The organism is Nonomuraea sp. NPDC051191 (assembly GCF_044455665.1).
GTDB lineage: Bacteria > Actinomycetota > Actinomycetes > Streptosporangiales > Streptosporangiaceae > Nonomuraea.
In genome coordinates, this window is sequence record NZ_JBITEZ010000021.1 from 1 (window position 1) to 26,263 (window position 26,263).

Below are 26,263 nucleotides of genomic sequence, written 5' to 3' on the forward strand. Positions count from 1 at the left end.
GGGGGGGGCCTGTTTCCGTGGGGGGTGGCGCGCCTTATAATTCTCTTCCCTTATTATGTTTCTGTTTTGGGTGGGGGTGGGGGGGGGGGGGCGGGGGGGGGCGGGGGGGGGGGCCCCCCCCCCCCCCCCCCCCCCACGCCCAGCAGCGCGGCGGCCGCCGCCCCGGCGACCAGCAGGTACGGGTTGGCGCTGGCGTCCCCGAGCCGCAGCTCGAACCGGGTGCCCGCGCCGCGCTCCGGCGGGATCCGGAGCATCGCGCTGCGGTTGTCGAGCCCCCAGTCGACGAGCCAGGGGGCCAGCGTGTCGGGGCCGAACCGTTTGTAGGAGTTGACCGTCGGGTTGGCCAGCGCCGCCAGCGCGGGGGCGTGGGCCAGCACGCCCGCGATCGCGTGCCGCGCGGTCGCCGACAGCCCGTACGGCGCGGCCGGGTCGTCGAAGGCGTTGCCGCCGTCCTCGCCCAGGCACGACAGGTGCAGGTGGAACCCCGACCCGCCCTCGTCGTTGAACGGCTTGGCCATGAACGTCGCCAGCCTGCCCTCCACCCGCGCCAGCTCCTTGACCGCCACCTTGAACCAGAAGGCCCGGTCGGCCGCGTCGAGCGCCTCGGAGTGCCGCAGGTTGATCTCGAACTGGCCGCTGCTGAACTCGTGGTTGCCCGCCGTCACGCCGAGGCCGAGGTCGCGCAGGTGCCGCAGCGTGCGGGTGAGGTGGCCGTCGGGGTCGCCGCGGCGGCCGGCGGTGTAGACGTTGCCGGTGGCCTCGGCGTAGCGCTGCCAGCCGCCCGCGGGGGCCGGGTCGCACAGGAAGTACTCCAGCTCGGGCCCGACGACCGGGCGCAGGCCCTGCTCGGCGCACCGGGCCAGCACGGCGCGCAGCAGGTCGCGGGGCGACTCGGGGGCCGGGGCGCCGGTGGCGGGGTCGACGACGTCGCCGTGGCACCAGGCGACGCCGGGCTCCCACGGCAGCGGGGCGAGCGTCGCCAGATCGGGTATGACGGCGATGTCGGGCAGCCCCGCGTCCAGGCCGCCGCTGATGTCGGCGGTGCCGCCGCGCGGGGTGGAGTGGTAGACCGCCCGGCAGAAGGCGAGACCGTGATCGACGGCGTCGGGCAGCGACTCCAGCAGGACGTCGCGGGCGCGGTCGGTCCCGGTCAGGTCGGGGTAGGTCACGCGGACCACGTCGACGCCCCGCTCGGTCAGGCGGTCGATGTGCTGCTGCACCGGTCTCTCCTATGGTCGTTTGACGCCAAACGTAACGGGCGCGTATTAGCCGCCGCAAGACCTGTTGACCGATCGGCCCAGATGTTCCTATTTTATTTGGAACCAAACGAGTTTCCAGGAGGACCATCTTGGCCGGCGTCCGCGGCTACTTCCACCCCAAGACGGCCACGGGCCGCTCGTCCCTCGTCCCGGAGCCGCCGTGGCACTACTCCGGCGACCTGCTCACGATCGAGTACCGCACCGACCCCGGCCGGGTGCGCGAGCTGCTGCCCGACCCGCTGGAGCTCGCCGAGGAGGACCCGGGCGCGGTCGCGCTCATCTGGGCCGACTGGCAGTCCTGCGCCGGCTCCCGCGAGGAGCTGCTGGACCCGGTGCGCTCGCAGTACAAGGAGGCGTTCGCGGTCGTCCGCTGCTCCTACCGGGGGCGGACGTACTCCAGGTGCGTCTACATCTGGGTGGACAAGGACTTCGCCGTCGCCAGGGGGCTGCACCAGGGTTACCCGAAGAAGCTGGGGTCGATCCACCAGACCAGGCCGCACCCGTACGGGCCCGCGCCCCGGATCGAGGCGGGCGCCCGGTTCGGCGCGACGCTGGCCGCCGCCGACCGCCGCCTGGCCCAGGCCGTGGTGACCCTGCGCGAGCCGTCGCCGCACAACGGGTTCGTCAACGGCCACCCGATGGCCCACCACCGCTGGCTGCCCGCCATCGGCAAGGGCGGCGGGCTGGCGCTCGACGAGCTGGTCGAGTCCGGCGCCGCCGCCTTCGAGGCCGGCCAGGCATGGGCGGGCGACGCCGAGCTGGAGCTGTTCGACGCCCCGACCGAAGAGCTGTCCCGGCTGGCGGTCCGCGAGCCCATCGGCGCCTACTTCCGCCAGGTCGGCGTGGTGTGGGACGGCGGCACACTCCTGGAATCCGGCACGTCCGGCGCGCACTAGCCCCTTGAGAAGGGAAGCACCTGACATGTCCGAACACATCACCGTCGCCGGGGTCACCGTCGACACCCGCCACTGGATCGGCGGCCGGCGCGTCGCCTCCGAGCGCACGTTCACCGACCTCTCGCCCATCGACGGCACCGCGCTCGGGGAGATCGCCCGCGGCGGCCCCGCCGAGGTGGACGCCGCCGTCACCGCCGCCCAGGACGCCTTCCCCGGATGGGCCGCCACCCCGCGCGCAGGACGGGCCGCCGTGCTGCGGGCGATCGCCGACGGCGTGGAGCAGCGGCTGGAGGAACTGGCCGCCGTCGAGACCCGCGACAACGGCGCCCTGCTGCGCTCGCACCGCCGCGGCGTCATGCCCCGCGTGGCGCACAACTTCCGCTTCTTCGCCGACTGGCTGGAGGGCCTCGGCCACGACGACTTCGACACCCGCGGCCACGCCAACCACGTCTCCTGGGACCCGGCCGGCCCCTGCGCGCTGATCACGCCGTGGAACGCCCCCCTCATGCTGGCCACCTGGAAGATCGCCCCCGCGCTCGCCGCCGGGAACACGGTGGTGCTCAAGCCCGCCGAGTGGTCGCCGCTCACCGCCTCCCTGCTGGCCGACGTCGCCGCCGCGGCCGGGCTGCCGGACGGCGTGCTCAACGTCGTCCAGGGGTTCGGCGACGAGGCCGGGCAGGCCCTGGTCGAGCACCACGGCGTGCGCCGCGTCAGCTTCACCGGCTCGGTGCCGACCGCGCGGCGCATCGCCCGCTCGGCCGCCGCCAACCTCACCCCGCTCAGCCTGGAGCTGGGCGGCAAGTCGCCGCTGCTCGTCTTCGCCGACGCCGACCTCGACCTGGCCGTCGACCTGGCCGTCGAGCAGTACGACAACGCCGGCCAGGTGTGCCTGGCCGCCACCCGCCTGCTGGTCGAGTCGCCGATCGCCGAGGAGTTCACCCGGCGCTTCACCGAGCGGGCCGCGGCCCTGGTCCAGGGCGACCCGCGCGACGAGGCCACCGACGTCGGCCCCAACATCCACCCGCGCCAGGTCGAGAAGATCGACGGATTCGTCCGCCGGGCCCTGGCGGCCGGGGCCCGCGCCGTCATCGGCGGCGAGCGCGGGGACGGCCTGTACTACCGGCCCACCCTGCTCACCGACGTGGCCCAGGACAGCGAGATCGTCCAGGAGGAGGTCTTCGGCCCGGTGCTCACGTTGCAGACGTTCGACACCGAGGAGGAGGCCGTCCGGCTGGCGAACGACACCCGCTTCGGCCTGGCCGCCACCGTCGCGACCGGCGACCGCGAGCGCGCCCGCCGGGTCACCGAGCGGCTGGTCGCGGGCACGGTCTGGGTCAACTGCTTCTTCGTGCGCGACCTGCGCGCGCCCTTCGGCGGCTCCCGCGAGTCCGGCGTCGGCCGCGAGGGCGGCACCTGGAGCTTCGACTTCTACTGCGACCTGAAGAACACCGTCACCGCGCCGAAGGGCTGGAACGACCATGGGTGAGATCGTCGGGGCGGGCCTGCTCGCGCACGTCCCCACCATCGTGCTGCCCGAGCGGGTCCGGCTGGAGCTGAACGGGGGCAAGGAGATCACCCTGGTCACCGGCCTGCGCGAGCTGCGCCGGGACGTCTTCGAGCGCGACGACTACGACACCGTCGTGGTGCTGGACTCCCACTGGGCCACCACGGTCGAGTTCGTGGTCACCGCCCAGCCGCGCCGCGCCGGGCTGTTCACCTCCGAGGAGCTGCCGCGCGGCATGTGCCGGATGCCGTACGACTTCCCCGGCGACCCCGAGCTGGCCCGCAACGTGGCCTCCTTCGCCGACCGGCACGGTACCTGGATCACCCCGATCGACGACGAGTACCTGCCGATCTACTACGCCACCACCAACCTGTGGAAGTACCTCGGCGAGGGCCTGCCCGGCAAGCGCTGGGTGAGCATCGGCGTGTGCCAGACCGGCGACATGGAGGACCACCTGCGGCTCGGCCGCGCGCTGGCCGACGGCGTCGCGGCCACCGACCGCCGGGTGCTGGTGATCGCCTCCGGCGCGCTGTCGCACACGTTCTGGCCGCTGCGCGAGCTGCGCGACCACGAGGCCAGCGACCCCCGCCACATCTTCACCCCCGAGGCCCGCGCCGCCGACCTCCAGCGCATCGAATGGTTCAGGCACGGCCGCCACGACGAGGTCCTGCGCACGATGCCGGAGTTCTGGACGTACAAGCCCGAGGCCCGCTTCCACCACTACGCCATGCTGGCCGGCGCCCTCGGCGAGGAACGCTGCACCGCCCCCGCCCGCCAGTACGGCGAGTACGAGAACTCGGTCGGCACCGGCCAGGCGCTGCTCTGGTTCGACCGCCCGTCCGGCGGCTGGACCGCCCCCCGACAGGAGAACGCCCATGCCTGAGTACCGCCGCGTCCTGCTCGACGGCGCCGTCACCGAGACCGTCCGCGACGGGGACGACCTCGTCGCCGGGGACGGCCGCCGGATCAGGGCCGAGGAGGCCGCGCACCTGCCGCCGGTCGTCCCCACGAAGATCATCGCGGTGCACCTCAACCACCGCAGCCGGGTCGAGGAGTTCCGGACCCGGCTGCCGGACGCGCCGACCTACTTCCACAAGCCCACCTCCGCGCTCAACTCCCACCGGGGCGCGGTCGTGCGGCCCGAGGGCTGCAAGTGGCTCAACTACGAGGGCGAGATCGCCATCGTCATCGGCCGGACCTGCCGCAACATCGCCCCCTCCGAGGCCGCCGAGCACATCGCCGGCTACACCGTGGCCAACGACTTCGGGCTGCACGACTTCCGCGACACCGACGCCGGCTCGATGCTGCGCGTCAAGGGCTCCGACACGCTCTGCCCGCTCGGCCCCGGCCTGGTGACCGGCTGGGACTTCCGCGGCAAGCGGCTGCGGACGTACGTCAACGGCGAGGTCGTCCAGGACGGCAACACCGACGAGATGACGTGGGACATGCACTACCTGGTCGCCGACATCGCCCGGACGATCACCCTCTTCCCCGGCGACGTGCTGCTGTCGGGCACCCCGGCGGGCTCGCGGCCCGTCCGGCCGGGGGACGTGGTCGAGGTCGAGGCCGAAGGGCTGGGCCGGCTGACCAACCACGTCGTGACCGGGCCGGTGCCGATCCGGTCCGACGTGGGCGCGCAGCCGACGGAGTCGGAGGAGGTGCGCTCGACCGCGCTCGGCGGCGACTGGGAGTTCAGGGGCGTGCGTGCGCCGCGCCGCCCGTGAGGCTCACAGGGGCCGGCTGAGGATGCGGCGGCCCTCGTCGCGGAAGCCGCGCTTGCCGTAGTAGGCGAACAGGTGGCCGACGTCGGCGCCGTTCGGGGCGATCACGATCTCCAGGGTCGTGCAGCCCCGGGCGGCGGCCCAGTGGCGGCTGTCCTCGATCAGCCGCTCCGCCTCGCCGCGCCGCCGCGCCGCCGGCGTGACGAACAGGTCCTCCAGCTCGGCGTAGAGCCCCTGCTCCAGCCCGAACGCGGTCGTGGTGATGCCGAACGCGACCAGCGCGCCGTCGCTCTCGCTGACCGCGACCCGGGCCTCCGGCGAGGCGATCAGCCTGGTGAGGTTGGCCTTCAGCGTGTGCGCCGGGGTGGTGAAGCCGTCCTCGGCGTAGAAGGCGACGGCGAGGACGTGCAGTGCGGGCAGGTCCTCAGGGACGGCGGCGCGGATCATGGCAGCCATGATGCCCCGATTCGCGGACGAGTGCGTCGAACAGGGCCTGCTGGGCCGGGTCGCGACGGGCGGTGTCCTCCGGATGCCACTGGACGGCGGTGAACCAGCCGGGCAGGCCGTCGTGCTCCAGGGCCTCCACCGTGCCGTCGGCGGCGTGGGCGGCGGGGGACAGGCCGTCGCCGAGGCGTTCGACGCGCTGGTGGTGGAAGCAGGACGCCTCGACCTTCCGCGTCCCGGCCGCGCGCTCCAGCAGGGTGCCCGGGAGCAGCGACACCGGGTGCACGACGTGCCGGTGCCCGCCCTCGGGGCCGCCCATGTCCTGCTCCAGGGTGCCGCCGAGGGCCACGTTGACGACCTGGAGCCCGCGGCAGACGGCCAGGGTGGGCAGCCCGGCGGCCAGCGCGTGGCGGGCCAGGGCCAGGTCGAAGGCGTCCTGCTCGTCGTCCACGTCGTAGACGTCCTGGTGGGTGTCGGGGGCGCCGTACCGGTGGGGGGCCACGTCGCCGCCGCCGGGCAGGAGCAGGCCGTCGAACCTGGCCATCCGGCCCGCCACGTCGTGCTCGTCCGCCGGATGGATCGTCGCCGGCTCGCCGCCTGCCCGCCACACGGCCTCCACCAGGGCGCGGGCGCTCACCTCGGCGGCGTACCGCAGGGCCGAGGCCGTGGCGGAGAAGCGGGCGGGGATCGCGATCAGGGGTCTCACAGCTGGATCCAGGTGGTCTTGAGCTCGGTGTACTTCTCCAGTGCGTGCGCCGACTTGTCGCGGCCGTTGCCCGACTGCCGCATGCCGCCGAAGGGCACGGTCAGGTCGCCCTCCTCGTAGCAGTTGACCCAGACGGTGCCCGCCCTCAGCGCGCGGGCGACGCGGTGCGCGGTGCCCAGGTCCGACGTCCACAGGCCGGCCGCGAGGCCGTACTCGGTGTCGTTGGCCAGGCGGACGGCCTCCTCCACGTCGTCGAAGGCCAGCACGGACAGCACCGGCCCGAAGATCTCCTCCCTGGCCAGCCGGGAGCCGGGGTCCACCCGGTCGAAGACGGTCGGTTCGAGGTACGTGCCGCCGCTGCCGGTCAGGATCCGGCCGCCGCCCGTACGCAGCCGCGCGCCCTCGGCGAGCCCGGCCTCGACGTGGCCGCGCACCCGTTCCAGGTGGGCCTCGCCGACCAGCGCGCCCATCTCCGTGGCCGGGTCGAGCGGGTCGCCGACCCGCAGCGTACGGGCGCGGGCGACCACGGCCTCCGTCACCCGCTCGGCGACCGACCGGTGGACCAGCAGGCGGGAGGGCGCGGTGCACATCTCGCCCTGGTTGAAGAAGATGCCCCAGGCGGCGGTGGCCGCGGCGGCCTCCAGGTCGGGGGCGTCGGGAAGGATGATGTTGGGCGATTTGCCGCCCAGCTCCAGCCATACGCGCTTGAGGTTGGAGTCGGCCGAGTAGCGCAGGAAATGCCGGCCGACGGCGGTGGAGCCGGTGAAGGCCAGCACGTCCACGCCGGGGTGCAGGCCGAGCGCCCGCCCGGCGGTGGGGCCGTCGCCGGCGACGACGTTCAGCACGCCCGGCGGCAGCCCGGCCCGGGTGGCCAGCCGGCCCAGCTCCAGGGCCGACAGCGGCGACAGCTCCGACGGCTTCAGCACGACCGTGCACCCCGCGGCCAGGGCGGGGGCCACCTTCCACGAGGCGAGCGTGAGCGGGAAGTTCCACGGCACGACCGCGCCGACGACCCCGGCGGGCTCGCGGGTGACCAGGGCGAGGGCGTCGGCGGGCACGTGCGGGGCCTCGTCGGCCAGCTTGCCGGCCAGCTCGCCGTACCAGCGGAAGGTGGTGATCGCGGCGCGCAGCTCGATGTCGTGCGCGTCGGTGATCGGCTTGCCCATCTCCAGGCTGACGAGCAGCGCCAGCTGCTCGCGCCGCTCCTCGATCAGGGACGCCAGCCGCACCAGCGCCCGCCCGCGCTCGGCGGGCGCCATCCGCGGCCACGGCCCGGAGTCGAACGCCCGCCGCGCCGCCGACACCGCGAGCCCGACCTCCGCCTCGCCCCCGTCGGCCACCTCGGCCAGCACCCGGCCGTCGCGCGGCGAGCGCACCGGGAAGGACGCGCCGCCCGGCTCGTCGGCGCCGTCGATGTGGTGCGCGGACGGCGGCACCAGCGCCGCGGCCCGGCTCAGCCATTCCTCGTGGGTCACCGCTTGTTCGGTGGCGAACGTCTGGCCGTGAGTCCCTGCGTCCGCCGGGTTTGCCATCGTCGGCCCTTCTGTCGTGGACGGGGGTGAAACAAAAATGTATGGGCCCAAACGATCGCCAGTCAATGGCCTGCCACGACTCGCGGGATAGGCTTCCGGCGGAGGGAGGACGACATGGACGGCAGAAACCCCGCACTCGCCCGCTTCGACGCGCTGACCGGCCGGTGGGCCCTCCAGGCCAAGGTGCCGGGGCTCGGCGCCGCCCGGTCCGAGTTCACCTGGCTGGAGGGTGGCGCCTACCTGCGCCAGCACACCGAGTCCGGCCCGGTCCCCGACACCGCGCCCCTGGAGTGGCGGCGGAACTCGCCGTTCCCCGCCACCTCCCTGATCGGCCTCGACGACGCCACCGGTGAGTGCGCGATGCTCTACGCCGACGTCCGCGGCGTTCACCGCGTCTACCGCACGACCCTCGACGGCGGTGTCTGGCGCGTCTGGCGCGACGCGCCCGGCTTCAACCAGCGTTTCACCGGCGAGATCTGCGACGGCGGCGACCTGATCGAGGGCCGCTGGGAGATGTCGGAGGACGGCCTGGCCTGGTGCCTCGACTTCGAGCTGACCTACACCCGCGACCTCGCCTGAGCCGGGAACAGGGCTCGCGGATCGTTGACCGGGCGTCAGGTTCGTTCGAGCATCCGCATGCCTGTATCCGAAAATTTCCCATGATATCCGAAACTTTCGGTCGGCTCCTCGCGCGTCCCCGCACCCTCCCGGAGAACGTGACATGAGAAGATCCAGCCCGTTCGCGCGCTTCCTGCTCCTGCCGTCCGACGGGCTCCGGTACGCCGTCTCCATCGACAATCAGCCGCCCCAGACGGTCGACATCACGGCCGTGACCGGCGCGAACGACACGACCATGAACCGCCAGTGGGAGCGCAACACCTCCGACAACGTCAACGAGACCACCACCGTGCACACGGTCACGACCCCGGGCACGCACGTGCTGAAGTTCTGGATGGTGGACCCGACCGTCGTCCTGCAACGGCTCGTGGTGGACACCGGCGGGCGCCTGCCCAGCTACTTGGGGCCGCCCGAGAGCCGGCGGGCCGGCGCGTCGTAGACCACCTTCGGCGGCCGGCCGCCGAAGAGCTCGCCGACCGTGACGAAGCGGTAGCCGCGGGCGGACAGGCCCTTCAGCACCCGCGGGAGGGCCTTGACCGTGGTCGGATGGATGTCGTGGAACAGGATGACGCTGCCGGGGCGGACCCGCTTGAGCGCGACGCGGGCCACCCTGGCGCTGTCGCGGTGGGCCCAGTCGAGGGTGTCCACGCTCCACAGGACCAGCGGCCGGCGCGCCTGCCGCCGCACGTCGCGGTCCATCGCGCCGTACGGGGGGCGTACCAGGCCGGGCACGACGCCCGTGGCCGACTCCACGGCCCGGTCGGTGCGGGCGAGCTGGGACCTGATCGCGGCCGGAGTCAGCCGGGTCAGGTCGGGGTGGGACCAGGTGTGGTTGCCCAGCTCGTGCCCGGCCCCGACCGTGCGCCGGACCACGTCGGGGTAGGCGGCGACGTTCCGGCCGACGACGAAGAACGTGGCGCGGGCCTGGTACTTCGCCAGGTGCCGCAGGAGCGTCCCGGTGTAGGGGCCCGGGCCGTCGTCGAAGGTGAGCGCCACGCACTTGACCTTGCGGCAGTCGACCTTCTCCGCCGGGCCGCCGGACGGCTCGGCGGACGGCTCGGCTTGGTCCGGCTTCTGGTCGGGCTTCGGCTCCGGGGAGGCCGACGGCGTCGGATGCGTGGGGGCCGGATGTGTGGGGGTCGGATGCGTGGGGGAGGGCGTGGGGCCGGCGGGGGTGGCCCCCGTGAGCGCGGTCGTGACGGCCAGCATCGCCGTGGCCATTGCGATACCGGACAGACCCGGCCTCATGGCGCTGTTCATGGCGTTCCCCCTCATGCACCGCCCCCGGTGCGTCATCCCCTGAGATCAGCCCACAAGGACCGTTCCAGAGAGTTGGACACCAGATCCGCCCGTAAGGTTCGCAAGAGCGATCATCTGCGGATGAAGGTTTCTCCCATGCCCTACGGGCAGAAGTGTCCGGACGTGACAGCACCGACCGCCTAAGGTGGAAACGACGCCTTGTCAGGCACGGGAGGCATCGGAGATGCGGAACGGCCGGACCAGCACGACCCTCGCCCTCGCGGCGCTCCTGATCGCCGGATGCGCCTCCGGCGGAGGCGGCGCACGGCCGCCGGGCGGCCCAGGACAGGCCCAGGGCCCGGTGGCCAGGCTCGCGATCACCCCCGCCGACGGCACGAAGAAGGTCGCCCCCGACACCGGGATCAGCGTCAAGGTCACCGGCGGCAAGGTCACCAAGGTGACCGTCGCCGACGCCAAGGGACGCCAGGTGACCGGCTCGACGGCGGCCGACGGCACCTGGCGGCCCCGGTGGCCGCTGCGGCCGGCGACGTCGTACACGGTGAGCGCGCAGGCCATGGGCACCGACGGCAAGGCCGTCACCGGGCAGTCGTCCTTCACCACGCTCAAGCCCGGCCGGACCCTGCAGAGCGGCATGTCGCCGCTGGACGGCGAGAAGGTCGGCGTAGGGATGCCGGTCCAGCTCCTGCTGTCCCAGCCGGTCACCTCCAGGCAGGCCCGCGCGGCGGTCGAGCGTTCACTGGTCGTGAAGATGTCCGAGCCGGTCGAGGGCGCGTGGAGCTGGGTGAGCGACCGGGAGGTGCAGTTCAGGCCGCGCGACTACTGGCCGGTCGGCGAGCAGGTCAAGGTCGTCGCCCACCTGGCCGGGCTGCGCGCGGGCCAGGACCTGTGGGGGACCAAGGACCGCAGCCTGTCCTTCACCGTCGGCCCGCGGCACGTCACCAAGGTGGACGCCGACCGCCACCGGGCCGTCGTCACCGCGGACGGCAAGACCGTCCGGACGATCCCCGTGAGCCTCGGCAAACCCGGCGACGACAGCTACTCCGGCACCATGATCGCCCAGGAGAAGGCGGCGGAGACCGTCATGGACTCGGCCACCATCGGGAAGCCGGGCGAGTACAAGATCAAGACCAAGTGGAACGTCCGGATGACCTACAGCGGCACCTTCTTCCACGCCGCGCCCTGGTCCACCGGCGCGCAGGGCAACTCCAACGTCAGCCACGGCTGCGTCAACGCGAGCCCCGCCGACGCCCGCTGGTTCTACGACTTCACCCAGCGCGGCGACGTCATCCAGGTCAAGGGCACCTCGCGCAAACTGCGGTTCGGGAACGGCCCCACGCCGTGGGCGAAGTCGTGGGAGGAGTGGCTCGCCGGCGGCGCCACGGGCAAGCCCGTTACCGGCTAGACCCGCATCTAACGGCAGGACCTGCGAGAACATCAGAATGTCGCCTTGCCCGCGCGGGTCCGTCCCACGATCATGTCGCGAATGGACGCCGACGTACCCCTGGACTACTACCTGATCTACGCCGCCCCCGAAGACCGCGGTCGCGGAACACTTCCCCTGGGCATCCTGGTCGAGGAGTTCGTGCTCTGCGACGACTACACCGCCGCGGGCATCGACTGCGCGGAATGGACCTCCGACTGCGGCGAGTGGCGTGAGTCGCCCGGGTCCAGCCGGGCCATCCGCGCCGAGCCCGCGCTGCGCGAGCGGGTGCTGCCGGTGACCCGGCGCGACGCCCGCGACACCTACTCGATGCTCGGCGGGGGCGCGCTGCCGCAGGAGGCCGAGCTGCGGGCCTTCTTCCAGTACCGCCAGGCGCTGCCCGCCGCGGCCCCGCTCGACCTGGGCGGCTCCCGGTCCACGCAGACCCGGCGCTACCGCATCCTGTTCGCGGGCGAGCTCGGCGAGCGCGGCCTGGCGAACGTGCGCACGGTCCTGCGCCTGGAGCAGCCGGAGGCGAACCCGCGGGCCAGGATCGCGGGCACCGCCACCGGGACCGCCGCGGGACACACCTTCACCTGGGAGCTGCGGCGCATCGGCCCCGGCATCGCCTGGTGCCTGGACGTCACCGTACGCCTGAGCGCCGGTCCGCTCGCCGCCATCGGCGCCCTGCTCCACCACCACCGGCAGGCGATCCGCGGGCAGGGCCTGATCCCGGTGACCATCGAACGCTTCGCCTAATGGGAGACGGGGGCAGGGCGCGGCGACCGCGTGGCCGGTCGGCGGGTCAGGGCACCGCGACCGCGTGGAGGGTGACCGGGCCGGGAAGCGGGTTCAGCTCGTCGGCCTGGGACACCCCGGGCGGGGTGAGCACGTCCAGTGCCTTGGGCACCGTGCCGGGGTCGGCCGCGCACAGTGGCGCGCCGCCGCCCTCGGCGCACACCCCGAACCGGTACGGCTCGGGCGTCGCCGCGAACCCTCTGGCCTGGTCGGCGGCGTAGCCGTCCTGGCCGGTCAGCACGACCGCGAACCGCCACCCCGGCCCCGGCGTGCCGAAGGACGCCTTGGGCAGGGCGACGGTGATCGTCCTGGTGGCCTCGGACGCGCGCACCGCCGCGCCGCCGGGCCCGCGCCCGTCCGCGGTGACCCAGACGGGGGCGGCGAAGCCCTGCGCCTCGACGCGCTGCGACCAGGCGTCCTCCTCGGCGATCCGGTGGTTGCGCTGGGGGAAGGCCGCCTGCGCCGACCGTTCGGCGGCGGCCGGATCCTGGACGTAGACGTCGAGGAGCTGCGCGCCGAGCGGGTTGCCGAACGTGGGGGTCAGGTCGCGCAGCCCAGCCCGCAGGTAGACGGTGGTCGCATCGGTGATCACCTGGAACCGCCGCAGGTCGAACGCTCCGGGACGGAAGTCGGCCGCCGTCGGGTAGGCGTAGGTCCCCGGGCCGTCGTCGTCGCCCTCGGGGTCGGTGACGTCGAGCACGGTCGTGCCGCCGGTGATGTCGCCGACGACCGAGCGCCGGGCGTACCCGGTGCGGCCGTCCGAGGTCGCGGCGACGGTGAGCACGACCTCGCCGAACACGATCGGCGCCCGGGCCGTGAACGCGCCGTCGGCCCCGGCCCGCACCGAGACGACCCGCGCGGGCGCCCCGACGTCCACGGGCGCGGCCTCGACGTCCACGAGCGCGCCCGGCGCGGCCGTCCCCTTCACGGTGACTGAGGTGTCAGCAATCGTCCCGCCTTCGGCGGGCGGCGAGGTGAGGGTGAGCGGGGTGGCGGCGGGCAGGCCGTGGGCGGCGTACCGCTCGCGCACCGCCTCGGGCTGCTCGGCCGGACGGCGGGAGCCGAGCGACAGAATGAGCCGCACCTCCTGCGCCTGAGCCCAGGTCAGCGGGGACGCCGACCCCGCCGGCCCGCCGTCGCGGAAGCCGATCGAGGCGGTCGCCGGGTCGCTCCCGTACGGCGACGCGCCCAGGCCGGGGTTCTCCCACGCCTGCTCCGGCACCAGCCCCGTCCCCGACGACATCGCCCGCATGGCCGCCAGCAGCGACGCCGCCGTGGCCTGGTCGCCCGTCTGGAGCGCCTGCTCGGCCCGCTCCCCGGCCAGCACCGGCCACACGTGGCCCGAGCCGGTGTTCCCGGTCGGCCACGGCCTGCCGGACGGCGCGCACGAGGTCGGATCGGGCTCGTGGCAGTCGCCGTAGCCGTCCTCGGTGCCCGGGGTGTCCGAGCCGTACCGGTACCAGCCGGGGCCGCTCGCGGTCGTGCGCCTGATCACCCGGTCCACGACCGCGAGGCCGGCCAGCACGTCGGGGTCGTCCGCGGGCAGGACGCCGAGCCTGGTCAGCTCCAGGAAGCCGGCGTCCACCACCCGGCGCTGGTCCTCGGTGGGGCCACCGTTGCCCAGGTCGTAGGAGACGGCCGCGTCGGGGTCGCCGCCGCGCGACAGGCGCAGGAAGTAGCGGGGGGCGTACGGGCCGGTGGTGGTCACCGTCCACTCCTTGACCGAGCGGGCGAAGTGGTCGGCGGTGGCCCGGTAGAGCCGGGCGCGGGCCCGGTCGCCCTGCCGGTCGGCGATCTCGCCCGCCGCGACCAGCCCGGCGATCTCGGCCGCGATCGTGGACGGCGAGTGGCCCGGCTGCTCCTCCCACCGTTCCACGCCGTACGCGGGCCCGTGCGCCAGCAGGAAGTCGGCCGCCGCCCGTACGCGCGGCCACAAGGTCGCGTCGCCGCCGAGCCCGGACTGGTGGGCCATGAGGATCGGATAGGCAGTCTCGTCGAGCTGGTCGCCGCCGGAGTCGGGCGCGAGCCGGCCGTTGAGCAGCGAGTTGCGCGGCAGCCTGCCGTCGGGGAGCTGCTGGCGTTCCAGCAGGAAGCGGGTGGTGGCGCGGGCCGTGGCCAGGTCGCCGGCGGTGAGGAAGCCGGTGAACGCCTCGTACAGGTCGCGGGCGAACACCTCGCGATAGGAGCCGAAGTAGACCGGTTTGCCGTCCGGCAGCGCGCCCGCGTCGACCGCCTGGCCCCACGGGCTCGCCGGCGAGGCGACGACCGCGCCGGGGAAGGTCTTGTCCTCACTGGCCTTCAGCACGTTCGCCGACAGCCGGTAGGCGTCGGCGAGGGCGGCGGGCGGCCGGCGCAGCCCGGCGTCGTAGGCCGCCCAGCCCGCCTCGAACCGGGCGAGGGTGGACGCGAACGGCCGCGCCGCCGCCTCGCCCGCCGTCCGCAGCGCGGCCTCGGCGCTGCGCCCGAAGCCCAGCGCGAACGTCACCGCGCCCGAGGCGTCGATCGGCAGCCGGGCGGTGGCCACGACGTTGCCGCGCGGCGCGCTGTCGTAGGCGGTCAGCTCGTGGTCGGCGTCGAGCTGCGCCAGCCCGTCGCCGGACGTTCCCGCGTAGCCGACGCCGGCCCGCGGCAGCCGCCGCTGCGCCCGCAGCGCCAGGTGGGTGGGCACCGCGTAGTCGCGTTCCGGCGCGGAGGTCTCGGTGCCGGTGTCGGAGATCACGGGCGCGCCGGTGGCGGCGTCCACCGTGCCGGTGTCGGCCCCGCCGTCGGCCGGGCCGCCGCCGCCGTTGCCGTTCACGCTCGCGTCCAGCCGGACGTACAGGCGCAGGCCGGGCGGCTGGAGCCGGGTCCGCACGACGACCGCGTCGCTCCCCGGGTCGGTGACGTAGGTGGTGGTCAGCCGGTAGCGGCCGCTTCTGCTGGTGGAGGTGACGGTGCAGCTCAGCCCCGAACGGCCGGTCTCCACCCGGTAGGTGGTGTCGCGGGCCTGCGCCTCGGTGAACGTGGCGCCGTCGGTGACGACGAACTGCATCGTCTCGACGTTCGTGTTGTCGATCGTGGGCTCGTAGACGTCGGACAACACGCCGCCCGCGACCGTGTACCAGACCTTGGACGTCCGGCCGGCCGCCGTCCCGACGCAGTCCTTGCGGGCGAGCCCGAAGTGGGACGCGACCCCGGGCCCGGTGGGCGCGGGGCCGGCGGCGACGGCGGCCCCGGCCGCGACGGCGACCGGCGGCACGCACAGGACCAGGGCGACGACGAACCGCCGGAAACCACGCATGACCAGCTCCCCTCCGCCCTCCGGCGTCTGGTTGCAGCGAAAACCGCCCCACCCGCCCTGTCAACCCAGCACGCCGGCGACCGGGCCGGCCTCGTCACGGGCGGACCGGTGCCGCGGTCAGCGACCGCCGGCTCGACGCGGCGCGGGCGTGCCGGTGTCGAACACGGCGAACAGGTCGTCCTCCTCCGGAGCCGATGCGAGCAGTTCGAGCAGCTCCATGGCGATGACGGAGTTCCCGAGTCCCTCCAGCCGCGCGGGTGCGAGGACGGACAGGTCGACAAGGTCCTGGGGGCACGTGACGGTCGGCGGTGTCATGGATGCTCCTTCGTCGGCTCCGGCCTGCCCGCGGCGTTCCTCGCACGAGGCGAAGTCGCTCGACGGGCCGGTTTCACCTTGGCGGACTTTCGCCTGCCCGCCAATGGCCTTCCGCTCCACCGCCGCGCCGAACGGGCCGCCCGGCGTGCCAGGAGGGCCCGGCGGAACCGCGCTGACCAGGTCTTTCATCCCTGTCGTTCCCCTTCGGGAGAAGGCATTCCCATCCGGCATGGCCCGCGCCGCGACCGGCCGTAGGGTGATCGTGCCCCCGACGGACGAGAGCAGGAGCGGATCATGCGCATCGTGCGGTTCAACAGCCCGGTGACCCGTCTCGACGCGGTCGGCGTCGACGACGGGGAACAGGTGGCGGAGCTCGACGGGGTGGGCGGGGTGGGCGAGCTGCTCCGGCTGCCCGTCGCCGAGCTGCGGGAACGATGTGCCGCCCCCGGCGGTCCCCGGCACAGGTCGGCGGACGTGCGCCCGCTGGCCCCCGTGGACGGCCGGATGGAGGTGTGGGCCGCCGGGGTCACCTACCGGCGGTCGCGGGAGGCCCGGGTGACCGAGAGCGAGCGGGCGGCCGACGTGTACGAGCTCGTCTACGACGCCGAACGCCCCGAGCTGTTCTTCAAGTCCGTGGCCTGGAAGGTCTCCGGGCACGGCGGCCGGATCGCGGTACGCGCCGACTCGGAGATCGACGTGCCCGAGCCGGAGCTGGGCCTGGTGCTCAACGCGGCCGGCGAGGTCGCCGGTTACACGGTCGTCGACGACGTCAGCTCGCGCACGATCGAGGGCGCCAACCCGCTCTACCTGCCCCAGGCCAAGATCTACCTGGGCGCGTGCGCCGTCGGCCCGGCGATCAGGCCCGTGTGGGAGGTGGCCGACCCGTACGCGCTGGGCATCACGATGGCCATCTCCAGGCGGGGCCGGACGGTGTGGGACGGCGAGGCGTCCACGTCCGGGCTGCACCGGCGCCTGGACGACCTGGTCGCCCACCTCTTCCGCGCCGACGTCTTCCCCGACGGGGCGGTGCTGTCCACCGGCACGAGCCTGGTGCCCGACCTGCCCTTCACGCTGCGGCACGGCGACGTCGTCTCCATCGGGATCGCCGAGGTCGGAACGCTGACCAGCACGGTGGTCGAGGGCCTGGACGCGATGCGCTGAAAGGCTTTTCATGTAAATCCAGTAGGAAATGTTGACTTGGCTGCGGGGGTTCCGTAGCTTCGTACGCATGAGCCAGGGCCTCTACCTGACCCGGCGCCCGCACGTGGACTACGGCCACGTCGCCAGCGCTCAGTGTCGCTGATCACGTACCTCCGGCAGACCTCCCTACCCCCTGCGCAGTTCTCCCCAGAGGAACTCATCGTGATCGACATCAGACGTGCACTCCTCGCCGTGCTGCTCGCGACCGTGACGGTCGGCTGCGGCGCGGCCGAGGGCTCGGCGAAACCCGGCGAACCGGAGGTGAAGGAGCTCCGCTACCAGGGCAGCGCGGGCAACGTCACCTTCCCCGAACTGGCCGCGGAGCTCGGCTACCTCGGCGACGTCAAGCTCAAGTGGGTGGGCAACACCACCTCAGGGCCGCAGGACATCCAGTCCGCGGCCACCGGCCAGACCGACTTCGGCGGCGCCTTCGACGGCGCGGTCATCAAGCTCAAGGCGGCCAAGGCCCCGATCAAGGCGGTGATCGGCTACTACGGCTCCGACGAGAAGTCGTACAACGGCTACTACGTCAAGGACGACAGCCCCATCAGAACCGCCCGCGACCTCATCGGCAAGAAGATCGGCGTCAACACCCTCGGCGCCCACCACGAGGCCGTCATCAAGGAGTACCTCAAGCGCCAGGGGCTGACCCCGGCCGAGATCGAGCAGGTCCAGCTCGTGGTGATCCCGCCGGTCAACACCGAGCAGGCGCTGCGGCAGGGGCAGCTCGACGTCGGCACGCTCGGCGCCGTGCTCAAGGACAAGGCGCTCGAACGCGGCGGGCTGCGTCCGCTGTTCACCGACGTCGAGCTGTTCGGGCCGTTCACGGCCGGGTCCGTCGTGCTGCGCGAGGACTTCATCGCCAGGAACCCCGGCACCGTCAGGACCTTCGTCGCCGGCTTCGCCAAGGCCATCGCCTGGGCGCAGACCCGGCCGCGCGAGGAGGTCGTCGCCAAGTTCGAGCAGATCATCGCCAAGCGCGGGCGCAACGAGAGCACCGACGTCGTCAAGCTCTGGAAGAGCACCGGCATCGCGGGCAGGGGCGGGGTGATCGACAGCCGGGAGTTCCAGCGGTGGATCGACTGGCTCCAGCGCGAGGGCGAGCTCCGTCCGGGCCAGGTCAAGGCCACCGACCTCTACACCAACGAGTTCAACCCCTACGCGAACGGGAGCGGCTCATGACCGCCACGATCAGCGAGACCGGCGTCCGTACGAAGATCGGCATCCGGAACGTCGGCAAGGAGTTCACGGTCAGGGACGCGGAGGAGCCGTTCACCGCCCTGTCCGGGATCGACCTCGACGTCCGCGAAGGGGAGTTCCTCACGCTCGTCGGGCCGAGCGGCTGCGGCAAGTCCACCCTCCTCGACCTGGTCGCCGGGCTGACCGCGCCGACGACGGGCGAGATCGTGGTCAACGGCGCGCCGGTCACCGGGCCCGGCCTCGACCGGGGGATCGTCTTCCAGCAGTACGCGCTGTTCCCGTGGCGGACCGCGCTGGCCAACGTCGCGTTCGGGCTGGAGGCCAAGGGCGTGCCCAGGGCCGAGCGTACGGAACGGGCGCGGCGGCACCTCGAACTGGTCGGCCTGTCCGGCTTCGAGGACCGCTACCCGCACGAGCTGTCGGGCGGCATGCGCCAGCGCGTCGCCATCGCCCGCAGCCTGGCCTTCGACCCCGACGTCCTGCTGATGGACGAGCCGTTCGCCGCGCTCGACGCCCAGACCCGCGAGTCCCTCCAGGAGGAGCTGCTGCGCATCTGGCAGCACACCCGCAAGACCGTCATCTTCATCACGCACGGCATCGACGAGGCCGTCTACCTGGGGCAGCGGGTCGCCGTGATGACCTCAAGGCCCGGCCGGATCAAGGAGATCATCGAGGTGGAGTTCGACTCGCGCGAGGGCGACCTGCGGGCACACCCGCGCTTCGGCGAGTACCGGCACCACGTGTGGGGGCTGCTGCGCGACGAGGTCGCCGCGGCGCAGGTGCAGGAGCGGACGGCGGCGATCCGGCATGACTGACGCGCGCGCCGACGAGCGGACCCGCCCCGAGGGCGACGTCCACTGGTACGACCTCCCCGACGACGAGCCGGAGCCCGTTCCCACCTCAGGGAAGGAGCCCGCCGTCCCGGTCCGGCCCACCGAGGGGGAGAGCCGGAACCCGGCCCCGGCGAGAGCGAGCCGGAAGGCGGCGCGGAGCCGCGCGGGCGGGCTGGCGCGGCGGGCGGGACGGAACTCGGCCGCGATCCTGCTGCTCCTGGCCGCCTGGGAGGTGCTGCCCCGCCTCGGCGTGGTGGACCCCGTGTTCGTGCCCCCGCTCTCCGAGAGCCTGGCCGCCGGCGCGGACCTGCTGCTCACGGGCCGCCTGCCCGAGCACCTGGAGGCGTCGCTGGCGCGCTCGCTGTCCGGGTTCGGGCTGGCGATCGTGCTGGCCATCCCGCTCGGGCTGCTGATCGGCTGGTACAAGCCGGTCGCCGACTTCCTGACCCCGCTGCTGGAGGTGTTCCGCAACACCTCGGCGGTCGCGCTGCTGCCGGTCTTCACGCTCATCCTCGGCATCGGCGAGACGACGAAGGTGGCGTTCGTCCTGTACGCCTGCTCCTGGCCCATCCTGCTCAACACCATCAGCGGCGTGAAGACCGTCGAGCCCCTGCTGATCAAGTCGGCCCGGTCGATGGGGCTCGGCCCGGTGCGGCTGTTCCAGAAGGTGATCCTGCCGGCCGCCGTCCCCACCATCTTCACGGGCGTACGGCTGGCGGGCGCGTACTCGATCCTCGTCCTGCTGTTCGCCGAGATGGTCGGCGCCAAGGCCGGGCTCGGCTACCTCATCCTCGACGCCCAGTCCAGCTTCCGCATCCCCGACATGTACGCCGGCATCATCACGATCTCCGTGGTCGGCCTGCTGTTCAACCTGCTCCTGATCGGCGTCGAGCGCCGCTTCTCCACCTGGAGGACCACGTGACGAGAAAGCTCCACCTGAACGCCTTCCTCATGGGCGTCGGCCACCACGAGGCGGCCTGGCGGCACCCGCGCACCGAGCCGAGCCGCCTGACCGACGTCCGTCACTACCAGGAGCTGGCCAGGATCGCCGAGCGCGGCAAGCTCGACTCGCTCTTCCTCGCCGACGGCGTGGCCCTGCAGGGCAACGTCCGGCACAACGCGCTCGGCGGGCTCGAACCGCTCACGCTGCTGGCCGCCCTCGCCTCGGTGACCGACCACATCGGCCTGATCGCGACCGTCTCCACGACGTACAACGAGCCCTTCCACGTGGCGCGCAAGTTCGCCTCCCTCGACCACATCAGCGGCGGCCGGGCCGGCTGGAACATCGTCACCTCCGCCAGCGAGGCCGAGGCGCTCAACTTCGGCGTCGAACGCCCCGCGCACTCCGCCCGCTACGCCAGGGCGGACGAGTTCCTGGAGGTCGTCGGCAAGCTCTGGGACAGCTGGGAGGACGACGCCGTCCTGGGCGACCGCGCCGGCGGCCTCTACGCCGACACCGGCAAGATCCATCCCATCGAGCACATCGGGCGCCACTTCGCCGTCAGGGGACCGCTGAACACCTCGCGCTCGCCGCAGGGACGTCCGCTGCTGGTGCAGGCCGGGTCGTCGGAGGACGGCAGGGAGTTCGCCGCCCGGCACGCCGAGGCCGTCTTCACCGCCCAGCAGACCCTGGAGGAGGGCCAGGAGTTCTACAGCGACATCAAGCGGCGGGTGGCCGCCCACGGCAGGCAGCCGGACGACCTGCTCGTCCTGCCCGGCATCTCGCCGATCATCGGCTCGACCGAACGGGAGGCGCTGCACCTGGAGAAGGAGCTCGAAGACCTGATCATCCCCGCCTACGGCCTGGCCCAGCTCTCCCACATGACCGGCATCGACCTGACCGAGGACGACCTCGACCTGCCGCTGCCGGACGTGCCCGTCGAGACCGAGGGCGCGCAGAGCCGGCGCAAGCTCGTCATCGACCTGGCCAGGCGGGAGCGCCTGACGGTCCGGCAACTGCTCAACCGGCTGGCCGGCGGCCGCGGCCACCGCGTGGTCGCCGGGACGCCCGAGCAGATCGCCGACCAGCTCCAGGAATGGTTCTTCATCGGGGCGGCCGACGGCTTCAACATCATGCCGCCGCTGCTCCCGTCGGGCCTGTCCGACTTCGTCGACCACGTCGTGCCGGAGCTGCAGATCAGGGGCCTGTTCCGGTACGAGTACGAGGGCCGCACCCTCCGCGACAACTACGGCCTGACCCGGCCCGCCTCCCGGTACGCCGCCAGGCTGGCAGCGGCGGTGGCTGGATGAGCGTCGTGGCGCTGGTCGGCAACCCCCGCGAAGGCTCCAGGACGAGGACCGTGGCGGTCGAGGCGGCCGAGGCCGTCGCGCGGCGGCTCGGCCTCCCGGGCGCGCACGACGTGGTCGACCTGTCGGCGCTCGGGCCGCACCTGCTCGCCCCCGGGCCCGCGCCCGGCGTCGAGGTGGCGCTGGAGCTGGTGACCGAGGCGAGGGTGCTGGTGGTGGCCAGCCCCACGTACAAGGGGACGTACACCGGGCTGCTGAAGGCGTTCCTCGACCGGTTGCGGCCGGAGGCGCTGGCCGGGGTGGCGGCGCTGCCGCTGCTGGTCATGGGCGACCCGAAGCACGCGCTGGCGGTCGAGGTGCACCTGCGGCCCCTGCTGGTGGAGCTCGGCGCGACCGTGCCGACGCCGGGGCTGGCCGTGCTGGAGTCGCGGCTGCCCGAGCTGGAGGAGATCCTGAGCCGCTGGGCGGACCGCGTCGCGCCGCAGGTGGCCGCGGCCCTCGCGGTCGGCCACCCGGCCACCGCCTGAGAGCGGGCGGCTCTCCGGGGAGCGGGCCTCCCCGACCGGCCTCCTGACCGGGCCTTCTCAGCGGGCCTTCTCAGCGGGCCTCACCGAGCGGGCGGGGGCGCGGGGTCAACGCCAGTCGCCGGACTGGAGCGCCCCCGCCGCCTGCGGTCCCATCGTGACCATCCCGCCGTCCACGAACACCGACGAGCCCGTCATGTACGAGGCGGCCGGCGAGGCGATGAAGGCGATGACCGCGGCCACCTCGCGGGCGTCGCCCGGCCGCGGGATCGGGTACCCAGGACGGCTCCCGGCCCGCGGCACCCGGTCCTCCTGCCCGGTCATCGGGGTGGCGATCTCGCCGGGCGCGACGGTGTTGACCGTGATGCCGTACACGGCCAGCTCCAGCGCCAGCACCCGGCTGAGCAGCTTCAGCCCGCCCTTGGCCGCGCAGTACGGCCCCGCCCCCACCCTCGGGTACTCCTCGTGCACGCTGGTGACGTTCACGATCCGGCCGCCGCGCCCCTCGGCCGCCATCCGCCGGGCCGCCCGCTGCGCGCACAGGAACGGCCCGTCCAGGTCCACCGACAACACCGAACGCCAGCGCTCGTAGTCCATGCCGAGCAACGGCTCCGACGACCCCGTGCCGGCGTTGTTGACCAGCACGCCGATCCCGCCCAGTTCCCCGGCCAGCTCGTCGACGACGTGCGCGGCCCGTACCGGGTCGGTCAGGTCGTGGCGGCGCACGGCCGCCGCCTTGCCCGCCTCCCGCACCAGCGCGGCGGTCTCCCGCGCGCCCTCCTCGTCCTCGTGGTAGGTGATCCCCACGTCGAACCCGTGCTCGGCGAGCAGCACGGCGGTGGCCTTGCCGATACCGGAGTCGGCGCCCGTGACGACGGCGACCCGGTCGTAACTGTCGGTCATGCCATCCCCCTGCCCGACCCCCGCCGCCTGACGCCCCGGGCTCACGACCCCAGCCCCAACTCCGCCAGCACCGAGCGGACCTTGGCCACCATCGCGGGCTTGTCCCGCCCGAGCCGCAGATCCCGCAGGGTGAGCACGCCGCGGAGCCGGGGCGCGTCCAGCCTGAGGTGTCCCAGGACAATGTCGAGGAAGGCGGTCGCGTCCTTGTCGGCATAGGGGGCGAACGCCTGGCTCAGCAGGATGCAGTCGGCGTAGGCGCCGGCCAGCTCGGCCGGGTCGTCGCCGCGGCTGGAGAGCAGCCACAGGCGCAGCAGGGCGTGGGCGGGCGACATCGCGCGGTCGGGCCAGTAGCCGGCGACGGTCATCAGCGAGCGGCTCAGCTCGGCCGTGAGCGGCGCCAGGGCGTGGACGAGCAGCTCTTCCTCGTACCCGCAGATGAAGTGGAAGTGGCGGGCGGCCGCCATGAACTCCTCGTGCATCCAGGAGGACTGTCCGCGGGTCTCGTGCCCCGGCCCCCTCTCGAAGGTCCAGTAGAGGTCGACCAGCGGCGGGGCGGATCCCCTGCTGCCCACCCACCTGAGCAGCAGGGTGCGTTCGCCGTCCTGCCACGACCGCTGGACCTCCACGCTGCGGACCAGGTTCGTCCAGGCGTTGTAGGCGATCTGGGACCGCCACAGACGGGCGATGCTCCGCCACCTGCTCACCACCGAGATCGGGGTGCCCGCCGTGACCGCCGGCGCCGGGAACAGCTCCTCGCCGGTGACCTCGTCGCACGCGAGGGTCAGCAGGATGAGCAGGTTGAGGCTGTAGGTGGCGAACTGCATGGGGGCGGTGCGCAGCTCGCGGACGCGGCCGGGCAGGTACGAGCCGAAGCTCGTGGAGCTGCGGAAGTACAGCGCGTCGTGGAACAGGGCCAGCAGGGTGCGCTTGAGCATGGTCCGCGAGTCCCGGCTCAGGCCGCGGATCAGGTCCTGGAGGAACTCCAGCACCGACTCCCGGGCCGACAGCGGGTTGTGGCAGAGCAGCGCATGCAGGAAATCGTCGTTCGGCCGGTTGCGCCGGGCGTGTCCGGTGTCCAGTTCCGCCGCGGCCACCAGGGCCTCGACCTCGTGGGTGGTGAGCCGGGCGACGAGATACTCCCCGAAGGTGGAGTGCAGGAACTCGTAGGTCTTCCGCTTGCGGTCGTCCTGCGTCGCCTGCGATTCGTGCACGAAGAAGAAGCGCCCGACGATGAGCTGGGCGGGGTTCAACGGCGTCTGGAACTCGCCGGCCTGGCTGCTCTCCTCGGACAGCAGGCGGAGAAGGTCTCCCGCGAGGTCCTCCTCGGTCGCCCACTGGCTGTTGCGGTTGAACATGGCGAACGCCACCACCGACAGCCGCAGCAGCTCCTGGTCCACGGAACGCTCCAGCGCCTCCTCCGACAGCGCGTCGCCGGACTTGCGGACCTCCCTGCGGGCGAACCTGACCAGGAGCCGTTCGTAGAGCTGCGCCCGGTCCAGCCTGCCCAGCTCGTGCCGCAGGGGATTGCCGTCCATGTCGTAGAGCGCGAGCATCAGCAGGAGGAGCGGCTGCGAGGCGAGTTCGCCGAGCCCGGCGACGGTGGACAGCTCCAGCGGGAGGAGGGAGTGGTCGCCGAAGTAGCCGGCGTTCAGCCGGTTCCACATGTCCAGCCAGTGGCTGACCTGGGTCTCGTTGAACGGTTCCAGGTGGATCACCACGGTCTCCCGCGGCAGGCGGGCCCGGTCGGCCACCACGGTCCGGCTCGTGACGATGACCGCCGTGGGCCTTCCCTGGGCGGCCTCGCGCTCCTGGAACCCGGCCACCTTCTCCAGGTAGTTCGTGCTGCTCACGCCGGTGACCTGGAGCAACTCGTCGAAGCCGTCCAGGATGACCACGCCGACGATGTTGGCGGCCCCGGCGTGCAGGGCGGGCCATCGCGCGCTCTCACCGGTGGCCTGCCGGATGGCGTGCTCGATCTGCGTCTGCAGGTCCTGCTCGGCCGGCACCTCCCGGAGCGGGACGCGGACGACGGCGAACTGCTCCGGCGGCAGCCTGGCCGCCAGGATCTTGGTCAGCACGGACTTCCCCGCACCGGGCTGCCCCAGCACCAGCAGCGGGAGCTGGGTGGCACTCGGATGGGTGAGGTAGCCGAAGAGCAACGCGTGCAGGTCGTTCTCCAGAGGACGGCCCCGCCACCAGCTCCACTCGGCCGGCCGGGACGAGCCGGTCATGACCGCCCGGCGGAAGCACGGGCTGATGTACGCCTGGTCGAGCGTGGGCATGGTCATGTCGTCCGGCAGGTCGGCGCTGGAGATGACGGGCTGGTTCAACGCCGTCCGGTAGTGCTGCGAGAGCGCGTCGCGGATGCCGCCGGGCACGGCCCCCGACACGACCGATTCGAGCAGCCGGCGCAGATCGCGCAGGCCGGTGTCGAGCGATCCGATGACGGCACGGGTGGCCTGACGGTCGACGCGCGCCGCCCAGTAGGCGATCTCGGGCACCTCGGTGCACAGGCGGTGGAACAGTTCGGCGTACTGTCGTCGGGCCGCCTGCGGAACGCCGTCGGTCAGCCAGCGTTCGGCCTGCTCGCGCTGGGCCTCGGCCATGGACTCCCACATGCGCAGCCCGCGCAGGAACGCCAGCAGCCGGGCCGACAGCAGCCGGTAGTAGTCGTCCAGGGCCTCCTCGACCTGCTCGTACGGCTGCGTCGGTCCAGGGCAGGGCAGTTCGGCGTGCAGGAGGTGCTCGACCAGGTCGCCCAGCCGGGTGCCGGTGACGTCCGAGGCCCCGGCGATGAGCACCTGCTCCGACTTGAGCATGCGCAGCTTCCCGGAGCCGAAGTGCTCCTCGCCTTGCCGGACGGCCTCGAAGAACGCGGTGACGACGATGACCGCGTGGGCCGCGGCGATCCGCTGGGTGCGCTGGTACCTGCCGAGCCCGGAGAAGCGGTCGTGCAGCGCCGTGCCGAGCTGTCCGCTCACGCGGGCGAGCTCCCCCTCGACGTCGAACAGGCTGACCACCAGCTCGCCCGTCGGGCCGGTGGCGCTGAGCAACAGCCCTCCGACCAGGCGGTCGAGCGCCTTGACCAATTTCCCCTCGCCGCCCAGCACTTTCACGGCATCCGAATAGTTGAACCACCCTACGGTCACACAAGACCTACACCACAACGGAGGATGAGCCGTCTACGGTTGTGTTACTGATGTGACCATATGGTTAGACGTCGGATGAATCAATAAATGGTCCGTTTAGGCGGGCGAAAGCGGCGTTGGGTTTAATGTCGATTAAGTAATGAAATGACGTATTTGGAGGGGCGTCGGCGAGGTGTCGATTCCTCGCCGACCCCGAAATCCGGTCCCTAGCGGTCGCCCGTCAGGGGCGGCGGCGGGGTGCAGTTGTCGAACATCCTGCAGTCCTCCGCCTGACGCGGCTCCTCCAGCAGCTCCCGCACGGTCAGGCCGATGGGGGAGTCGCCGAGCCTGTCAAGGTCGGACACGATCGAGGACGTGTCGATGAGATCGCTTCGCTGCGGCGCCATGGCCCTCTCCTCTGAAGTTTCGCGAGGACGTTGATCTGGAAGGTACTGTCTGCGTGCCGGCATTGTTG

Annotated in this window: 24 protein-coding genes; 14 read left to right on the forward strand and 10 right to left on the reverse strand. The window is 72.8% G+C overall.

The window, feature by feature from the left end; translation table 11 throughout:
- Nucleotides 1-53 precede the first annotated feature (53 nt).
- Nucleotides 54-1,220 (reverse strand): glutamine synthetase family protein, encoded by a 1,167-nt coding sequence (locus ACIA8R_RS44035; protein WP_397043650.1) that lies wholly within the window; start codon nucleotides 1,218-1,220, stop codon nucleotides 54-56.
- Between the two features lie 128 nt (nucleotides 1,221-1,348).
- On the opposite strand from ACIA8R_RS44035, the gene ACIA8R_RS44040 reads away from it, so the two are divergent.
- The 4 genes from ACIA8R_RS44040 to ACIA8R_RS44055 are packed head-to-tail and all read left to right on the forward strand — an operon-like array spanning nucleotide 1,349 to nucleotide 5,383.
- Complete coding sequence (locus tag ACIA8R_RS44040) at nucleotides 1,349-2,155, forward strand: acetoacetate decarboxylase family protein (protein ID WP_364087111.1); 807 nt, start codon at nucleotides 1,349-1,351, stop codon at nucleotides 2,153-2,155.
- Between the two features lie 25 nt (nucleotides 2,156-2,180).
- Nucleotides 2,181-3,641 carry an aldehyde dehydrogenase gene (locus ACIA8R_RS44045; RefSeq protein WP_397043652.1) on the forward strand — a complete coding sequence of 487 codons (1,461 nt, stop codon included), beginning with the start codon at nucleotides 2,181-2,183 and terminating at the stop codon, nucleotides 3,639-3,641.
- Nucleotides 3,634-4,542, forward strand: coding sequence for a 3,4-dihydroxyphenylacetate 2,3-dioxygenase (locus ACIA8R_RS44050; RefSeq protein WP_357693689.1), 909 nt, complete (start codon nucleotides 3,634-3,636; stop codon nucleotides 4,540-4,542). The genes ACIA8R_RS44045 and ACIA8R_RS44050 overlap by 8 nt, the downstream gene beginning before the upstream one ends.
- Complete coding sequence (locus ACIA8R_RS44055; RefSeq protein WP_357693687.1) at nucleotides 4,535-5,383, forward strand: fumarylacetoacetate hydrolase family protein; 849 nt, start codon at nucleotides 4,535-4,537, stop codon at nucleotides 5,381-5,383. The genes ACIA8R_RS44050 and ACIA8R_RS44055 overlap by 8 nt, the downstream gene beginning before the upstream one ends.
- Nucleotides 5,384-5,386: 3 nt before the next feature.
- Here the strand turns inward: ACIA8R_RS44055 and ACIA8R_RS44060 are convergent, their stop codons facing one another.
- Genes ACIA8R_RS44060 through ACIA8R_RS44070 form a run of 3 tightly spaced genes read right to left on the reverse strand, consistent with a single transcriptional unit; the run spans nucleotide 5,387 to nucleotide 8,062 of the window.
- The gene (locus ACIA8R_RS44060; RefSeq protein ID WP_364087119.1) at nucleotides 5,387-5,827 is read right to left on the reverse strand and encodes a GNAT family N-acetyltransferase; all 441 of its coding nucleotides are present in this window, start codon (nucleotides 5,825-5,827) and stop codon (nucleotides 5,387-5,389) included.
- Nucleotides 5,805-6,530, reverse strand: a complete 726-nt coding sequence (locus tag ACIA8R_RS44065; protein ID WP_364087121.1) for a gamma-glutamyl-gamma-aminobutyrate hydrolase family protein — start codon at nucleotides 6,528-6,530, stop codon at nucleotides 5,805-5,807. Before ACIA8R_RS44065 ends, ACIA8R_RS44060 begins: the two co-directional genes overlap by 23 nt.
- Nucleotides 6,527-8,062 carry an aldehyde dehydrogenase gene (locus ACIA8R_RS44070; protein ID WP_397043656.1) on the reverse strand — a complete coding sequence of 512 codons (1,536 nt, stop codon included), beginning with the start codon at nucleotides 8,060-8,062 and terminating at the stop codon, nucleotides 6,527-6,529. The genes ACIA8R_RS44065 and ACIA8R_RS44070 overlap by 4 nt, the downstream gene beginning before the upstream one ends.
- 114 nt (nucleotides 8,063-8,176) lie before the next feature.
- Here ACIA8R_RS44070 and ACIA8R_RS44075 point away from each other — a divergent pair, with 114 nt between their 5' ends.
- Together ACIA8R_RS44075 and ACIA8R_RS44080 are read left to right on the forward strand one after the other, a co-directional pair.
- A complete protein-coding gene (locus ACIA8R_RS44075) occupies nucleotides 8,177-8,641 on the forward strand; it encodes a hypothetical protein (RefSeq protein ID WP_397043658.1) in 465 nt (154 codons plus the stop codon).
- Between the two features lie 142 nt (nucleotides 8,642-8,783).
- A complete protein-coding gene (locus ACIA8R_RS44080; protein ID WP_397043660.1) occupies nucleotides 8,784-9,119 on the forward strand; it encodes a hypothetical protein in 336 nt (111 codons plus the stop codon).
- On the opposite strand, the gene ACIA8R_RS44085 is transcribed toward ACIA8R_RS44080, so the two are convergent.
- Nucleotides 9,077-9,940 (reverse strand): polysaccharide deacetylase family protein, encoded by an 864-nt coding sequence (locus tag ACIA8R_RS44085; RefSeq protein ID WP_397043662.1) that lies wholly within the window; start codon nucleotides 9,938-9,940, stop codon nucleotides 9,077-9,079. The two genes, ACIA8R_RS44080 and ACIA8R_RS44085, sit on opposite strands and share 43 nt — an antisense overlap.
- A gap of 223 nt (nucleotides 9,941-10,163) precedes the next feature.
- Here ACIA8R_RS44085 and ACIA8R_RS44090 point away from each other — a divergent pair, with 223 nt between their 5' ends.
- Both ACIA8R_RS44090 and ACIA8R_RS44095 read left to right on the forward strand, forming a co-directional pair.
- Nucleotides 10,164-11,342 (forward strand): Ig-like domain-containing protein, encoded by a 1,179-nt coding sequence (locus tag ACIA8R_RS44090; protein WP_397043664.1) that lies wholly within the window; start codon nucleotides 10,164-10,166, stop codon nucleotides 11,340-11,342.
- A gap of 81 nt (nucleotides 11,343-11,423) precedes the next feature.
- Nucleotides 11,424-12,119 (forward strand): hypothetical protein, encoded by a 696-nt coding sequence (locus ACIA8R_RS44095; RefSeq protein ID WP_397043666.1) that lies wholly within the window; start codon nucleotides 11,424-11,426, stop codon nucleotides 12,117-12,119.
- Nucleotides 12,120-12,165: 46 nt separating this feature from the next.
- On the opposite strand, the gene ACIA8R_RS44100 is transcribed toward ACIA8R_RS44095, so the two are convergent.
- Both ACIA8R_RS44100 and ACIA8R_RS44105 read right to left on the reverse strand, forming a co-directional pair.
- Nucleotides 12,166-15,438: a glucodextranase DOMON-like domain-containing protein gene (locus ACIA8R_RS44100; RefSeq protein WP_397043667.1), complete on the reverse strand. Its 3,273-nt coding sequence runs from the start codon at nucleotides 15,436-15,438 to the stop codon at nucleotides 12,166-12,168.
- 117 nt (nucleotides 15,439-15,555) lie between these two features.
- The gene (locus ACIA8R_RS44105; protein ID WP_397043669.1) at nucleotides 15,556-15,942 is read right to left on the reverse strand and encodes a hypothetical protein; all 387 of its coding nucleotides are present in this window, start codon (nucleotides 15,940-15,942) and stop codon (nucleotides 15,556-15,558) included.
- A 105-nt stretch (nucleotides 15,943-16,047) separates the two neighbouring features.
- Between ACIA8R_RS44105 and ACIA8R_RS44110 the strand changes: the two genes are divergently transcribed.
- The 6 genes from ACIA8R_RS44110 to ACIA8R_RS44135 all read left to right on the forward strand — a co-directional run bounded on the left by ACIA8R_RS44110 (nucleotide 16,048) and on the right by ACIA8R_RS44135 (nucleotide 21,760).
- Nucleotides 16,048-16,914 carry a fumarylacetoacetate hydrolase family protein gene (locus ACIA8R_RS44110; RefSeq protein ID WP_364087139.1) on the forward strand — a complete coding sequence of 289 codons (867 nt, stop codon included), beginning with the start codon at nucleotides 16,048-16,050 and terminating at the stop codon, nucleotides 16,912-16,914.
- A gap of 201 nt (nucleotides 16,915-17,115) precedes the next feature.
- A complete protein-coding gene (locus ACIA8R_RS44115; RefSeq protein ID WP_397043671.1) occupies nucleotides 17,116-18,135 on the forward strand; it encodes an ABC transporter substrate-binding protein in 1,020 nt (339 codons plus the stop codon).
- On the forward strand, nucleotides 18,132-18,968 hold the full coding sequence (locus ACIA8R_RS44120; protein WP_397043673.1) for an ABC transporter ATP-binding protein: 837 nt from the start codon (nucleotides 18,132-18,134) through the stop codon (nucleotides 18,966-18,968). Before ACIA8R_RS44115 ends, ACIA8R_RS44120 begins: the two co-directional genes overlap by 4 nt.
- Nucleotides 18,961-19,908: an ABC transporter permease gene (locus ACIA8R_RS44125; protein WP_357693661.1), complete on the forward strand. Its 948-nt coding sequence runs from the start codon at nucleotides 18,961-18,963 to the stop codon at nucleotides 19,906-19,908. The genes ACIA8R_RS44120 and ACIA8R_RS44125 overlap by 8 nt, the downstream gene beginning before the upstream one ends.
- Nucleotides 19,905-21,236, forward strand: a complete 1,332-nt coding sequence (locus ACIA8R_RS44130; RefSeq protein WP_397043675.1) for an LLM class flavin-dependent oxidoreductase — start codon at nucleotides 19,905-19,907, stop codon at nucleotides 21,234-21,236. The genes ACIA8R_RS44125 and ACIA8R_RS44130 overlap by 4 nt, the downstream gene beginning before the upstream one ends.
- On the forward strand, nucleotides 21,233-21,760 hold the full coding sequence (locus tag ACIA8R_RS44135) for an NAD(P)H-dependent oxidoreductase (RefSeq protein WP_364087148.1): 528 nt from the start codon (nucleotides 21,233-21,235) through the stop codon (nucleotides 21,758-21,760). Before ACIA8R_RS44130 ends, ACIA8R_RS44135 begins: the two co-directional genes overlap by 4 nt.
- Nucleotides 21,761-21,865: 105 nt before the next feature.
- Here ACIA8R_RS44135 and ACIA8R_RS44140 read toward each other — a convergent pair whose 3' ends face one another.
- The 3 genes from ACIA8R_RS44140 to ACIA8R_RS44150 form a co-directional block, all read right to left on the reverse strand.
- Complete coding sequence (locus ACIA8R_RS44140) at nucleotides 21,866-22,660, reverse strand: SDR family oxidoreductase (RefSeq protein ID WP_397043677.1); 795 nt, start codon at nucleotides 22,658-22,660, stop codon at nucleotides 21,866-21,868.
- A 41-nt stretch (nucleotides 22,661-22,701) separates the two neighbouring features.
- Entirely contained in the window at nucleotides 22,702-25,809 is a 3,108-nt protein-coding gene (locus tag ACIA8R_RS44145) for an NACHT domain-containing protein (protein WP_397043679.1), read from the reverse strand.
- Nucleotides 25,810-26,015: 206 nt separating this feature from the next.
- Complete coding sequence (locus ACIA8R_RS44150) at nucleotides 26,016-26,195, reverse strand: hypothetical protein (RefSeq protein ID WP_397043681.1); 180 nt, start codon at nucleotides 26,193-26,195, stop codon at nucleotides 26,016-26,018.
- Nucleotides 26,196-26,263: the final 68 nt, after the last annotated feature.